Raw genomic sequence first — 15,506 nt, 5'->3', positions numbered from 1 at the left:
TGGTCAGCTCGTCGTGCCCAGAGCGCGTTGGACCAGACCGGCGATGTCCAGCGCGTCGATCAGTTCCCCGTCGTCGGCCGCCGTGGGCGGTGGTGCGTCCGGCGCGGCGGCGTCCGCGTCGGCCAGTCCCAGCAGGGCCTCCAGCACGCCCGCCTCCCGGAACCGGGCGATCGGCACGGACGCGAGGATGCGCCGCAGGTCGTCCTCCCGCCCCGCCAGGTCGTCGTCGGGCTCCCGGAGGAGTTCGGCACGCAGGTAGCCGACCAGCGACTCCGGCGTGGGATAGTCGAAGATCAGCGTCGCGGGCAGCCGTAGCCCGGTCGCCGCGTGCAGGCTGTTGCGGAGGTTGACCGCGGCCAGCGAATCGAAGCCGACCTCCTGGAACGGCTGCCTCGGCCCGATTCCCTCGGCGCTGCCGTGGCCCAGGACCGTCGAGGCGTGCCCACGGACCAGCCGGAGCAGAATCCGCTGCTGCTCGCTGTCGGTGACCCCCCGCAGGGAATCCGCGAGGGACGCGGCGGTGTCGCTGTCGCCGGTGTCGGGCTGCGAGGCCGCCAGGGCTGCCTTCGCCTCGGGCAGGTCCGCGAAGAGCGGGCTGGGTCGGACGGAGGTGAAGGCCGGGATGAACGCGCCCCAGTCCATGTCGGCGACCGTCACGAACTTCTCGTTGCCGCCGACGGCCTGGACCATCGCGGTCACCGCCACCGAGGGCGCCATCGGGAGGACACCGCGGCGGCGCAGCTGGGCGAGCGCGGCCTCGTCCATGCCCACGCCGATCTGGTCCAGCGCGCCCCAACCGATCGACGTCGCCCGCAGTCCCCTGGCCCGACGCCACTCGATGAGGGCGTCGAGTACCGCGTTCGCCGCGCCGGACGGCCCCTGGCCGCCACCACCCCAGACGCCCGCGATCGACGAGAACACGACGAACGCGTCGAGCGGGGTGTCCTCGAACAACTCGTCCAGCCACAGCGCGGTGTCCACCTTCGCGGCGAACACCTCGGCGAGGTCCCGCACCCCGGTGTCGTCCACGGAACTGGTCTGCGTGATGTCGGCGGCGTGCACCACGGCCGTGAGCGGCTGCTGCGGGACCGTCGCGGACACCAGTGCGGCGACCGCGTCCCGATCGGCGTCGGCGCAGGATTCCACCACGGTGGCCAGGCCGAGCCCGGCCAGTTCGGCGCGGAGCTGCGCCACGCTGTCGTCGGGCGCGTGCGCGGTGGTGGTGACGACGAGCCGGTCGACGCCCGCCTGCGCGAGCCAGACGGCGGTGTGCCTGCCGAGCCCCTCGGCCCCACCGGTCACCAGGACGGTGCCCCGGGGGTGCCAGCGTCCGCCGCCCGTGGGCTCCGGCACGGGTTTGCGGACGAGCCGCCTGCGGTAGGTGCCCGACCGTCGGATCGCGAGCTGATCCTCACCGGCGGCGTTCAGCACGCCGAGCAGGCCCTGCACCGTGCGCGGGTCGCTCGTCGGGGGCAGGTCGACCAGACCACCCCAGCGGTCCTGCCGCTCCAGGGCGACGGCGCGGCCGAGACCCCACAACGCAGCCTGGGCCGGTGCGGTGACGGCGTCCTGGATGCCGATGTTCACCGCACCCCGGGTCACGCACCACAGCGGCGCGGTGGCGTAGCGGTCACCCAGTGCCTGGACGAGCGCGAGCGTCGTCGCCGCGACCTCGGTCGGGCCCGGCGTGCCGGGGTCCAGGGCGAGCAGGGACAGCACGCCGGTCAGGTCGTGGTCGGCCAGGACCCCGGTCAGCCGTGCGCCGAGACGTTCCCGGGTACGGTCCGGTTCGTCGATCTCGAGCCGGACCATGTCGAGCCCCTGTCCGGCCAGCTCGGCGAGGAGCACGTCGTCGCGGTGGGCCGACGGCACCACGACGAGCCACCGGCCACCCGGCACCCCGGCGGCCTCGCGGTCGAGGGGCTGCCAGGTGACGTGGTAGCGCAGCTTCTCCGCGCTCGACATCTCGCGGCGCTTCTTCCGCCAGTCCGCCAACGCGGGTGCCACGGTGTCCAGGGCACCGCGCTGGTCGGCCGAGGCCAGCTCCAGCAACTCGGCGAGGGAGTCCAGGTCGGGGCGCTCGAGCGCGGCCCAGAAGTCGGCGTCGGCGCCGTCGACCGCGCCGGCCGCGTCGGTGGTGGCGTCGGCCTCGTGCAGCCAGTAGTGCCGGTGGTCGAAGGCGTAGGTCGGCAGGTCCACCCGTGCGGAGACGGGTGGCAGCATCGTGGCCCAGTCGACGGCCACGCCCCGCACGAACAGTTCGGCCATCGAGGCCAGTAGCCGTGGCAGGCCACCGTCGTCCCGCCGCAGCGACCCGACCACCAGGCCGTCGGTGATCTCGGTGATCGGCTGCACCAGCACCGGGTGCGCGCTGAGTTCCACGAACACGGCATGGCCCTGCGCGACCAGGTCCGCCACCGCGGGGCCGAATCCGACCTGGTGGCGCAGGTTCCGGTACCAGTAGGCACCGTCGACGATCCCGCCGTCGGAGATCCAGTCGCCGGTGACCGTCGAGTAGAACGGGATGGTCGGCGGCTGCGCGTCGATCCCGGCCAGCAGGTCGGCGAGAGTGTGCCGGATGTCCTCGACGTGCCAGCTGTGGGAGGCGTAGTCGACGGCCACCCGTCGTACCCGCACGCCCTGGCCGGACAGGAGTTCCAGCGCCTCGTCCAGCGCCTCGGCGTCGCCGGCGATCACCACCGAGGACGGGCTGTTGACTGCGGCCACCTCGACCCGGTCCGCCCAGGGCGTCAACCGCCCGACGGCGTCCTGTTCGGGCAGGGCGACCGACGCCATGCCGCCGCGACCGGACAGCTTCGCGGCGATGGCCTGGCTGCGCAGCGCCGCCACCCGGGCGGCGTCGGCAAGGGACAGCGCCCCGGCCACACAGGCGGCGGCGATCTCACCCTGGGAGTGCCCGACCACGGCGTCCGGCCGTACCCCCACCGACGACCACACGGCCGCCAGACCCACCATCACGGCGAAGCTCGCCGGTTGCAGCACGTCGACCCGTTCCAGCAGGTCGGGGGCGGTCTCGCCGCGCAGTACGTCCACCAGGGACCAGTCGGTCCAGGGGGCCAGCGCGGCGGCGCACTCCGCGATCCGCGCCGCGAAGACCGGCGAGGTGTCCAGCAACTCCCGGCCCATGCCGACCCACTGCCAGCCCTGGCCGGGGAACACCCAGACGACCTTTCCCGGCACGTCCACGCTGCCGGTCACCAGGGCCGGGGCGTTCTCGCCACGGGCCAACGCGCCCAGACCGGCGAGCGCCTCGGCACCGGATTCCGCCACCACCACGGCCCGCCGGCCGAGCATCGCCCGACCCGACAGCAACGCACCGGCCACCCCGGCCAGCGGCACCTCAGCGGAGCCCTTGAGAAAGGACACCAGCCGGCCGGCCTGCCCCGCCAGCGCACCGGCGCTCGCCGCCGACACCACCAACGGCACCGCACCGGCGGCGGGGACCTCGGGGGAGGCCGGCACCGGCTCCGTTACCGGCACCGGCTCCGCTGCCGGCGCCTCCTCCAGGATCACGTGCGCGTTCGTTCCGCTGGCCCCGAAGGAGGAGACGGCGGCCCGGCGCGGACGCGGGCCGCGCGGCCAGTCACGAGCCTCGGTCAACACCCGGACCGCCCCGGCCGACCAGTCCACCTTGGTCGTGGGGATGTCCACGTGCAGCGTGGCGGGGAGCAGCTCGTGCCGCAACGCCTGCACCATCTTGATCACGCCGGCCACCCCCGCGGCTGCCTGGGTGTGCCCGATGTTCGACTTCAACGACCCCAACCACAGCGGATGGTCCGGATCCCGGCCCTGCCCGTACGTGGCCAGCAGCGCCTGCGCCTCGATCGGATCGCCCAGCGCCGTGCCGGTGCCGTGCCCCTCCACGACGTCCACCTCGCCGGGTGCCAGTCCGGCGCTGGCCAGCGCGCGGCGGATCACCCGCTGCTGCGAGGGACCGTTCGGCGCGGTCAGGCCGTTGGAGGCGCCGTCCTGGTTCACCGCGCTGCCCCGCAGCAGGGCCAGGACCGGATGCCCGCGCTCCCGCGCCACCGACAACCGCTCCAGCAGCAGGACCCCGACGCCCTCGGACCAGCCGGTGCCGTCGGCGCCGTCCGCATAGGCCTTGCAGCGGCCGTCGGCGGACAGACCCCGCTGCCGGGAGAACTCCAGGAAGGCATCCGGGCTGGCCATCACGGTCGCGCCACCGGCCAGCGCCATCGAGCACTCACCCTGCCGCAGCGCCTGGGCGGCAAGGTGCATCGCCACCAGCGAGGAGGAGCAGGCGGTGTCCAGGGTGACCGCCGGGCCCTCCAGACCGAACACGTAGGACACCCGGCCGGACGCCACGCTGGCCGCCGCCCCGGTCATCAGGTAGCCCTGGACGTCGTCCGGCACCCGGTGCAACCGGGTCACGTAGTCGTGGTGGACGATGCCGGTGAAGACGCCGACGTCGCTGCCCTTGACCGACAGCGGGTTGATGCCCGCCCGCTCCAGCACCTCCCAGGACGCCTCCAGCAGCAACCGCTGCTGCGGGTCCATCGCCAGCGCCTCACGCGGCGAGATCCCGAACAGCCCGCCGTCGAACTGGGCGGCGTCGTACAGGAACCCGCCCATCCGGGTGTAGCTCGTGCCCGGGTTGGCGGGGTCCGGGTGGTACAGCCCGTCGAGATCCCAGCCCCGGTCGACGGGGAAGCCGGCGACCGCGTCGCGCCGCTCCCGCACCAGGTTCCACAGCTCCTCGGGGGTGTCCGCGCCGCCGGGCAGCCGGATGCTCATCGCGACGATCGCGATCGGCTCGTCGGAGACCGTGGCCCCGGCCACCTCGGCGGGCACTTCCCGGCGCTCACCCAGCAGCTCGGCCCGCAGGTGGGCGGCGAGGAGCACCGGCGTCGGGTAGTCGAAGACCAGGGTGCTGGGCAGGTCGACGCCGGTGAAGTCCTGCAGGCGGTTACGGAGTTTGACCGCGCTCAACGAGTCGAATCCGAGACTCTTGAAGGCCTGCCCCTCGTCGAACGCGTCCGAATCGCGATGGCCCAGGACGGTGGCGGTGCTCTCCTTGACCAGGTCCATCACGACCCGGAGCTGCTCGGCGACGGCCAGCCCGGCCAGCCGGCCCAGAATCGCCGCGCCGGTCGCTTCGCCCCGGGGCACCACCCGTCGGGTGAGCGGCCCCGACTGCGGCGCGACGGCCGGCGTCACCGGGGCGACGGCGGGCGTCACCGGCGCGACGGCGTCGTCGAGGGTCACCGGGCCGATCGCCGCGACGGGTTCGCCTGCGGCGTCCGCCAGTTCCAGCAGGTGACGGCCGTCCGGCGTGGGAGTTATCCGCAGCCGCGCCGCGACGGCGCCCTCCGCGTACACCGCCATCCCCCGGCACGCCGACACGTCCCGCTGGTCGTCGCCGGCCAGCACGCGCAGCGCGGCGTCGACGAGCAGCGGGTGGAGGGTGAACGCGGCGGCCTGCTCGGCCAGGCCGTCCGGAAGGTTGATCTCAGGTCCCGACCAGTCCCGGAGGTCGAAGGTCGGCTGCGGCACACCGGGCACCAGCACGGCGCGGGCATGACAGGTCCACGACCCGTGCGCCACGCCATCGGGCCTGCCGTGGACGGCGACGCCCCGCCGACCGTCCGGGCCGGGGCCGTCCACGGTCACCCGCACCTGGGTGCGTCCGTGCTCGGCAACCGTCAGTGGCGCTTCGACGATGAACTGGTCGAGGCTGCCGCAGCCGACCTCGTTGCCCGCCCTGACCAGCATCTCGAGGAGTACGGCGACCGGAACCCGGGCGACCGGGTCGGGGAGCAGTCCCGGGCTTCGCGGCGACAGACGGCCGGTGAGCAGCAGGCCGCCGGTGTCGGGCACGTCGATCACGGTGCCGAGCAACGGGTGCCGGGCGCTGGTGGCACCGAGCGCCTCCGCGCCACCCGTGGCGGTGTCGTCGGGCTCGGCCCAGTACCGCTCGTGCTGGAACGCGTAGGTGGGCAGGTCGGCCCCCGCCGTGGCGGTCCGCCGGCCGAGCAGACCCGTCCAGTCGACGGGCAGGCCCCGCACGTGCAGTGCCGCGACCGCGGTCACCAGGTCGGTGGCTTCCGCGCCGTCCCTGCGCAGCACGGCGAGGCAGCTCTGTTCCGGCACGCCGAGCGTGCTGAGCGCCATCGCGGCGAGAGACCCACCCGGGCCCAGCTCCAGGAAGGTCGTCGCGCCGTGCTCGCGCAGCGCGGTGACCGCGTCGCCGAACCGGACCGCGTTGCGGGCCTGGTCGACCCAGTAGTCCGGGGTGCCGAGCTGGTCGTCCCCGGCGAGCGCGCCGGTCAGCGTGGAAACGAGGGGAAGGACGCCCGGCTGGAAGGACAGGTCCGCCACCACGGCGTGGAACTCGTCGAGCATGGGCGTCATCAGCGGCGAGTGGAAGGCGTGACTGACCGGCAGTCGCCGCGTCTTGCGGCCACCCGCCGCCAGCTCGGCGGCGACGGCGAGCACGACGTCCTCGTCACCCGAGAGCACCACCGAGTCGGGGCCGTTCACCGCCGCGACGCAGACCACACCTGCCGCCCCGGCGAGCAGGGGCGCGACGTCGCCCTCACTCGCCTGGACGGCGACCATCGCGCCACCTGCGGGCAGGTCCTGCATCAGCCGGCCCCGGGCGGCGACCAGCTTGGCCGCCTCGTCCAGGTCCAACACCCCGGCGACGTGCGCGGCGGTGACCTCCCCGATCGAGTGGCCCGCGAGGAGGTCGGGTCGCACACCCCAGGACTCGACGAGCCGGAACAGCGCGGTCTCCAGGGCGAACAGGGCACCCTGGGTGTACATCGTCTGGTGCAGCAGTTCACCGTCGGGCGCGAACACCACGTCGCGCAGCGGGCGCGACGCGTGCCGGTCCAGGTGCTGGTCCACGGCGGCGCACGCGGTGGCGAACGCGTCACGGAAGACCGGGAACGTCTCGGCGAGCTCGCGTCCCATGCCCGCCCACTGACTGCCCTGACCGGTGAAGAGGACGGCCAGCTTCCCCGGGACCGGGGTGCCGGAGACGACCCCGGGAGCTGTCCCACCGCGCTCGACGGCGCGGAGATCGGCAGCGGCCTGCCCCCGGTCGGCCGCGAGGACGACCGCGCGGTGGTCGAGTTGGGCGCGGGCGGTGGCGAGGGCGTGGGCGGCGTCGGCGAGGCGTACGTCGGGCCGGTCGTCCAGGAACCGGGCGAGCCGACCTGCCTGGCCGCGCAGCCCGGCAGGCGTCCGCGCCGACACGGGAACCGGTATCGGGAAGCCGGTCGGCTCCGGCTCCGGTGTGGGGGGCGCCGGCTGGTCGGGGGCCGCTTCGAGGACGACGTGCGCGTTGGTGCCGCCGATGCCGAAGGACGACACCGCAGCCCGGCGGGGTCGGCCGGTCTCCGGCCAGTCACGCGCCTCGGTCAGCAGTTCCACCGCGCCCGACGACCAGTCCACGTTGCCGGACGGGCGGTCGACGTGCAACGTCCGAGGAAGTACGCCGTACCGCAGGGCCATCACCATCTTGGTGACCCCCGCGACGCCCGCTGCCGCCTGGGTGTGCCCGATGTTCGACTTCACCGACCCGAGCCACAGCGGTCGGTCGGCCGGCCGGTCCTGGCCGTAGGTGGCGAGGAGCGCCTGCGCCTCGATCGGGTCGCCGAGCGTCGTGCCGGTGCCGTGCGCCTCCACGACGTCCACGTCCGAGGTGCCCAGGCCGGCGTTGGCCAGCGCCTTACGGATCACCCGCTGCTGCGACGGTCCGTTCGGCGCGGTGAGACCGTTCGACGCGCCGTCCTGGTTCACCGCCGATCCGCGTACCACGGCCAGCACCTGGTGGCCCCGGCGGCGGGCCTCGGACAGCCGCTCCACCAGCAGCAGTCCCACGCCCTCGGACCAGCCGGTGCCGTCCGCGCCGTCCGCGAACGCCTTGCACCGGCCGTCGGGTGCCAGTCCCCCCTGCCGGGAGAACTCGACGAAGGTCTCGACGGTGCCCATCACCATCACACCGCCGGCCAGGGCCATGGTGCACTCGCCGCGCTGCAGCGCCTGCGCTGCCATGTGCAGCGCCACCAGCGAGGAGGAGCAGGCGGTGTCGACCGTGATGGCGGGGCCCTCGAGACCGAGCAGGTAGGCGACCCGGCCGGAGATGACGCTGCCCGAACTTCCGGTGAGGCGGAACCCCTCGGTGCCGGACGCCTGGAGCGTCCGCGTGTCGTAGTCGTGGCTGTTGACGCCGACGAAGACCCCGACCTCCTGCCCGGCGAGGGTGGTCGGGTCGATGGCGGCCCGTTCGAACACCTCCCACGAGGTCTCCAGCAGCAGCCGCTGCTGCGGGTCCATCGCCAACGCCTCCTTCGGCGAGATGCCGAAGAAGGCGGCGTCGAATCCGGCGGCGTCGTCGAGGAACGCGCCATGGCGCACGTACGAGGTGCCCGCGTGGTGCGGATCCTCGTGGTAGAGCCCTTCGGTGTCCCACCCACGGTCACGGGGGAACTCGGTGACCGCGTCGACCCCGTCGGCCACCACCCGCCACAGGTCCTCCGGGCTGTGCACGCCCCCGGGGAAGCGGCAGGCCATCGCCACGATCGCGATCGGCTCGTCGGTCGTCGTGGCGGGGGCACCGGACGCGGCCGGGTGGCGCGGCGTGCCACCGAGAAGCCTGGTGCGCAGATGCCCGGCGAGCGCTGCCGGCTTCGGGTAGTCGAAGACCATGGCCGGGGACAGCGTGAGCCCGGTCGCGACGGCCAGCCGGTTGCGCAGTTCCACCGCGGTCAGCGAGTCGAAGCCGGCGTCCTTGAAGGTCCGGCCCGGGTGGACGGCATGGGCGTCGGCGTGTCCGAGCACCGCGGCGGCGTGCCGGCGTACCAGGTCGAGCAGAACCTCGGTCTGCGCGGACTCGGCGAGACCGGCGAGGCGCTCGGCCAGCGAGGCGGGGCCGGACGCGGCGCTGGCCACCGGTCGTGGTGCCGGGGCCAGACCACGCAGCAGCGGCGGGACCGGATCGCCGCCCGCCGCGGCCTTCCGCAGGGCGGGCACGTCGAGCTTCGCCGCGACCACCGTGTCGGCGGTGCCGAGGGTGGCGTCCAGGAGCGCCATTCCCTCGGTGGCGGACAGACCGCCCATGCCGGCGCGCTGGTGGCGGCTCAGATCCGCGACCCCCAGGTGCCGGGTCATGGCGCTGACCGACGTCCAGTAGCCCCAGGCGAGGGACACGGCGGGCAGGCCGAGCCGGTGCCGCTGTCGGGCGATCGCGTCCAGGCACGCGTTGGCCGAGGCGTAGTTGGCCTGCCCCGGGTTGCCCAGCACGCCGGCCGCGGAGGAGAACAGCACGAACGCGGCGAGGTCCAGGTCCCGGGTGAGCTCGTGCAGATTGAGCGCCGCGTCCAGCTTCGGCCGCAGCACGGTGTCGACACGCTCCGGGCTCAGTTCCGTGAGCACCCCGTCGTCGAGGACACCCGCGGTGTGCACCACGGCGGTGAGCGGGTGCTCGGGCTCGATCGCCGCCAGCACCGCCTCGAGCTGGGCCCGGTCCGCCGCGTCGCAGGCGACGACCCTGACCGACGCCCCCATCGCGGTCAGCTCGGTGTGCAGGTCCGGGGCCTGGCCGCGACGGCTGGCCAGGACCAGGTGCCGGATGCCGTGCGCGGTGACGAGATGACGCGCCGTGGTGGCGCCGAGTGTCCCCGTACCCCCGGTGATCAACACGGTGCCGTCGGGGTCGAGCGGACGGCGCTCCGCCGCGACCTGGGGTGCGACGCGGGCCAGCAGCGGCACCTCCGCGACGCCGTCGCGCACCCTCAGCTGCGGCTCGCCGGTCGCCAGCACCGCCGGCAGCACGGACCGGGATGCGTCGTCGAGGTCGACCAGCACGATCCGCCCCGGGTGCTCCGACTGCGCGGAGCGCACCAGACCCCACACCGCTGCCGCGTCGAGTTCGGTGTGGTCCCCGGTGGTGACGACCAGCCGGGTGTCCGCCAGGGCCGGTTCCGCGAGCCAGGCCTGGAGCAGCGCCAGCGCGGCGTTGACCGATGCCCGGGGATCCCCGGTGACCGCCTCGTACAGCAGGACGTCCGGTGCCGCCGCGGTCGCCGCGGCGACGTCCTCGCCGGTCGCGACGGGCACGACGTCGAGGACGCGGTCCACCGGCGGGAGCGGCAGTTCGGTCCACTCGACGCGGAACAGGGCGTCGGGCGGCAGCGCGGCGGAGCCGCCCGCCGCTTCGGGGGAGACGCGGGTGCCGAGGACGCCGTCGACGGTCATGACGGGGTGCCCCGTGGCGTCGGTCAGCGCCAGGGCGGTCCCCCGCTGCGCCGTCGTGCCCGGCCGCACCCGCAGCGCGGTGGCCCCCGACGCCAGCAGGGTCACCCCGGTCCACACGGTCGGGAGCGTGCCGTCGGGCAGGACGGTGCGGACGGCCGCGTCGAGCAGCGCGGGGTGCATCCCGTAGCGTCCGGCGTCCCGCGCGGCGGTGTCGTCCAGGCTGACGTCGGTGGCGGCTCCGGGCTCCGGGCGGGCCGTCCGGGAGGCGGTGGGGGCCGCGGGGGCCAGCGTGCCGTGTGCGTGACGCGTCCACGGTGCGTCGAACGGGGTGTCCACGGCACGGGAGTAGATCTCCACGGAGCGCCGTCGGGTCTCGCCGGGCTCGCCGACGACGGCCCGGATGTCGCGACCGCCGCGCGCGGGCAGCAGCACGGGGACGTCGACGGTCAGTTCCTCGAGGGCGGGGGCGGCGGCCAGGTCGCCGAGCCGGATGGCCACCTCGACCAGGGCCGCGTTCGGCACCGGGACGGCCTCCGCCACGAGGTGGTCCGCGAGCCACGGGAGCGACCGCGACGACCACCTCGAGGTGGCCGCGAATCCGGTCGAGTTCGGCAGGCTGACGACCGCGCCGAGCAGCGGGTGACCGGTGGTCACCTGCCCCAGCGATGTCGCGTCCGTCGCGGTCTGCACCGACCGCAGCCAGTAGTGCTGGTGGTCGAACGCGTAGGTCGGCAGGTCCACCCGGCCGGACACCGGCGGGAGCATCCTGGCCCAGTCGACCGGCACCCCCCGGACGAACAGCTCGGCCATCGAGGTCAGCAGCCGGCGCAGACCACCGTCGTCACGCCGCAACGTGCCCGTCACCAGCACGTCGGCGTCGGCCACGATCTCGCTGATCGGCTGGACGAGCACCGGATGCGCGCTCACCTCGACGAAGACGCCGTACCCCTGGCCGACCAGGTCCGCCACCGCCGGGCCGAACCGCACCTGGTCACGCAGGTTCCGGTACCAGTAGGCGCCGTCCACCGCCCCGGCGCCCCGCACCCATCCGCCGGTCACGCAGGAGTAGAAGGGCACGACCGGCGGCTGGGCGTCGACCTCCGCCAACGCCTCGGCCAGCGTCTCCTCGATGCCCGCCACATGCCGGGTGTGCGAGGCGTAGTCCACCGCCACCCGCCGGACCCGCACCCCCCGCTCCGCCAGCACCGCCAACGCCTCGTCCAACGCCTGCACCTCACCGGCGACCACCACCGACGACGGCCCGTTGACCGCGGCGACCTCCACCCGGCCCGCCCACGGCGTCAGGTGCGCCAGCACCTCCTCCTCGCTCGACACCACCGACGCCATGCCACCGTGCCCCGACAACACCGAGGCGATGGCCTGACTGCGCAACGCCACCACCCGCGCCGCATCCGCCAGCGACAACGCACCGGCCGCGCAGGCCGCCGCGATCTCACCCTGCGAGTGACCCACCACCGCGTCGGGCCGTACGCCGACCGACGACCACACCGCCGCGAGGCCCACCATCACCGCGAACGACGCCGGTTGCAGCACGTCGACCCGGTCCGTCAACCCCGGCTCGGCGACACCCCGCAGCACGTCCACCAGGGACCAGTCGATCCAGGGCGTCAGCGCGACCGCGCACTCCGCCACCCGCTGCGCGAAGACCGGCGACGACTCCAGCAGCTCCCGGCCCATGCCGACCCACTGCGTCCCCTGTCCCGGGAACACCCACACCACCCGGCCCGGCACGTCCACGCCGCCGGTGACCACACCGGCCGCCTGCTCACCACGGGCCACCGCACCCAGGCCGACCAGCGCCTCGTCGACGGAGCCCGCCACCACGACGGCCCGCTCGCCCCACGTCGCCCGCTGCGACACCAGCGCCCCGGCCACCCCCGCCAACGGCACACCGGACCGCTCGACGAACCCGGCCAGCCGACCCGCCTGACCGGCCAACGACACCGCGCTCCGCGCCGACACCACCAGCGGCACCACCCCCGCCGGCGGCACCTCGGCGGCAACCGGCTCGTCGGGCGTCTCCTCCACGATCACGTGCGCGTTGGTCCCGCTCACCCCGAACGACGACACCCCGGCCCGCCGCGGACGACCAGCACGGGGCCACTCCCGGGGCTGTGTCAACAGCTCCACGTCACCGGCGGACCAGTCCACCCCGGTGGACGGGGAATCGACGTGCAGGGTCGCCGGCAGAACCCCGTACCGCAGGGCCTGCACCATCTTGATCAGACCAGCGACACCGGCAGCCGCCTGGGCGTGCCCGATGTTCGACTTCAACGACCCCAACCACAGCGGCCGCCCGGCAACCCGGTCCTGACCGTACGTCGCCAGCAACGCCTGCAACTCGATCGGATCACCCAGCGTCGTCCCCGTGCCGTGCCCCTCCACGGCATCCACGTCGGAGGGCGACAGTCCCGCCGCCGCCAACGCCCGACGGATGACCCGCCGCTGCGACAGGCCGTTCGGCGCGGTCAACCCGTTCGACGCGCCGTCCTGGTTCACCGCGCTGCCCCGTACCACCGCCAGCACCCGATGCCCGCGCTCCCGCGCCACCGACAACCGCTCCAGCACGATCACGCCCGCGCCCTCGGCCCAGCCGGTGCCGTCGGCTGCGTCGGCGAACGCCTTGCACCGGCCGTCGGGAGCGAGTGCCCGCTGCCGGGAGAACTCCACGAAGGTGTCGGGGGTGGCCATCACCGTCGCCCCGCCGGCCAGCGCGAGAGAGCACTCGCCCTGCCGCAGGGCCTGTGCGGCGAGGTGCACCGCCACCAACGACGACGAGCACGCGGTGTCCACGGTGATCGCCGGCCCCTCGAAGCCGAACACGTAGGACACCCGCCCCGAGGCCACGCTGGCAGCCGACCCGGTGGTCGTGAAGCCCTCCAGTTCCGGCGCGTCGACGCCGGTTCCGTAGCCGTGGCCGAAGACGCCGGTGAAGACGCCGACGTCGGCGCCCTTCCACGACGACGCGTCGATGCCGGCCTGCTCCAGCGCCTCCCACGAGGTCTCCAGCAGCAGCCGCTGCTGCGGGTCCATGGCCAGCGCCTCACGCGGCGAGATCCCGAAGAACCCGGCGTCGAACATACCGGCATCGCGCAGGAAACCCCCGTGCCGGGTGTACGAGGTGCCCGTACGGTCAGGGTCCGGGTCGAACAGCCGCTCGAGGTCCCAGCCCCGGTCGTCGGGGAACTCGGCGACGGCGTCGACTCCGGCGGCCACCAGATTCCACAGGTCCTCAGGTCCCGTCACCCCGCCGGGCAGCCGGCAGGCCATACCGACGATGGCGATGGGTTCGTCGGGGTCGGCGACCGGCACCGGCTCGACCGCCGTCCGGTCGACTCCGAGGACCTCGGCCCGCAGACAGCCCGCCAGCGCCAGCGAGGTCGGGTAGTCGAAGACGACGCTGGTCGGCAGCCGCAGTCCGGTGCTCGCGGTCAACCGGTTGCGCAGCTCGACGATGGCCAGCGAGGTGAAGCCCAGGTCGCGGAACGCGCGGTCGGCCGGCACCGACTCGGGCCCCGGCTGTCCCAGCACCGCCGCGGCCTGCGTCCGGACCAGGTCGTCCAGGAGGGCCAGCTGTGCGCGCTCGTCACGTTCCGACAGGCGACGCCGCAGGGCCGCCGCGACGGCGGCGTCCGGTTCGGCGACGTTCACCAGCGCGTCGTGGTGATCGGTCGCCGTGTACCGCACCTCGCCGGGCTGTTCGGCCAGGAGACGCCGCTGGACCTTGCCGGACGCGGTGCGCGGAATGTGCGCGACCTGGCGGACCTGTTCCGGCACCTTGTAGGCGGAGAGCTGCTCGCGGCACCGGGTCAGCAGGGCCTGGACGTCGAACCCGTCCGGGCCGGGAATCACGTACGCGACCGGCACCTCGCCGAGCGTCTCGTGCGGCACGCCGGCCACGGCCGCATCGGCGACACCCGGGACGGTCCGCAGCACCGCCTCCACCTCGGTGGGGTGGATGTTCTCCCCACCCCGGATGACCAGTTCCTTGATCCGGCCGCAGATGGCGAAGTACCCGGCGTCGTCCCGCCGGGCCAGGTCACCCGTGCGGAACCAGCCGTCGCGCAGCGCCTCGGCGGTCGCCTCCGGGCTGTTGTGGTAGCCGACCATGACGTTCGGTCCCTTGACCCACACCTCCCCCTCAGCGCCGACGGGAAGGTCCAGCCCGGTGGTGGGGTCGACGATGCGGACCCCGACACCCGGCACGGGCAGGCCGCAGGACCCGTCGACCCGCCGGCCGTCCGGCGGGTTGATGGTGATGGCGCCGCACGTCTCGGTGCTGCCGTAGGCGTCGACCAGCGGAACCCCGAAGGTCTCCTCGAACTCCCGGCGCAGCCCGGCCCCGAGGACCGCTCCGCCGGCCAGGCCGATGCGCAGGCGGGGTGCCGAGAAACCGTGCTGCCGGGCGGCCGTCACCAGGTGCTGGTACGTCGTGGGCACCCCGGCCAGGAAGGTCGACTCTTCCGCGTGGAGCACCCTGAGCACGTCCTGCGTGGAACTACCGTCCATGATCCGGGCAGTCGCGCCGACCACGGTGACGGACAGCACGCAGGCGATGTGCGAGAGGCTGTGGAACAGCGGGAGCGGCCAGAGAACCCGGTCCTGGTCCGTCAGCCCCGGGATCGGCACGTAGCAGGAGGCGACGGACCACAGGCAGTTGCGCTGCGTCGAGAGGACGCCCTTGGGGCGGCCGGTCGTCCCCGACGTGTAGAACATCCAGGCCACGTCGTCGAGGCCGAGGCCGTCCCCGGCCGGCTGGTCCGGTTCGGTGCCGGCGAGCGCGTCGTACGACAGCGCTCCCGGCGGCACCTCGTCACCGGTCACCAGCGGCGTGATGTGCGGCATCGACCGGAGTCGTCCCGCCTGCGCGGCATCGGTGATGACCACCGTGGCGCCGCTGTCGGCCAGCAGGTACTCCAGCTCGGCCTGCGCCGAGGCGGGGTTGAGCGGCACCCCGACGCCACCCGCGCGCACGACCGCGAGGTAGCTCTCCACCGTCGACACCGACTGACGCAGCCAGATGGCAACCCGGTCACCGGGCCGGACGCCGAGGCCGGTCAGGTGTCCGGCGAGCCTGCGCGTCCGCGCCTCGAGGTCGACGTACGTCACTGCCCGCCGGTCGTCCTCGAAAGCCACCTTGCCGGGAAAACGGGCCGCGTTCTCCTGAAGCGTGACGGGCAATGGCCTGATGAGGTCGGTACGCACGGCGTGGCAGGTCCTTTCGAGGATCAGCGGGGAGG

Annotated in this window: 1 protein-coding gene; it reads right to left on the bottom strand. The window is 74.1% G+C overall.

Going from position 1 to position 15,506, the window contains the following annotated elements; translation table 11 throughout:
* Positions 1–3 precede the first annotated feature (3 nt).
* Entirely contained in the window at positions 4–15,471 is a 15,468-nt protein-coding gene (locus tag ACIG87_RS03665) for a type I polyketide synthase (RefSeq protein ID WP_396847834.1), read from the bottom strand.
* Between the last annotated feature and the right edge of the window lie 35 nt (positions 15,472–15,506).

It is taken from the genome of Micromonospora sp. NPDC051925 (genome assembly GCF_044548625.1).
Taxonomy (GTDB): domain Bacteria; phylum Actinomycetota; class Actinomycetes; order Mycobacteriales; family Micromonosporaceae; genus Micromonospora.
The sequence above is the reverse complement of the archived record's forward strand: the minus strand, read 5'-3'. Positions and strand labels throughout refer to the sequence as shown.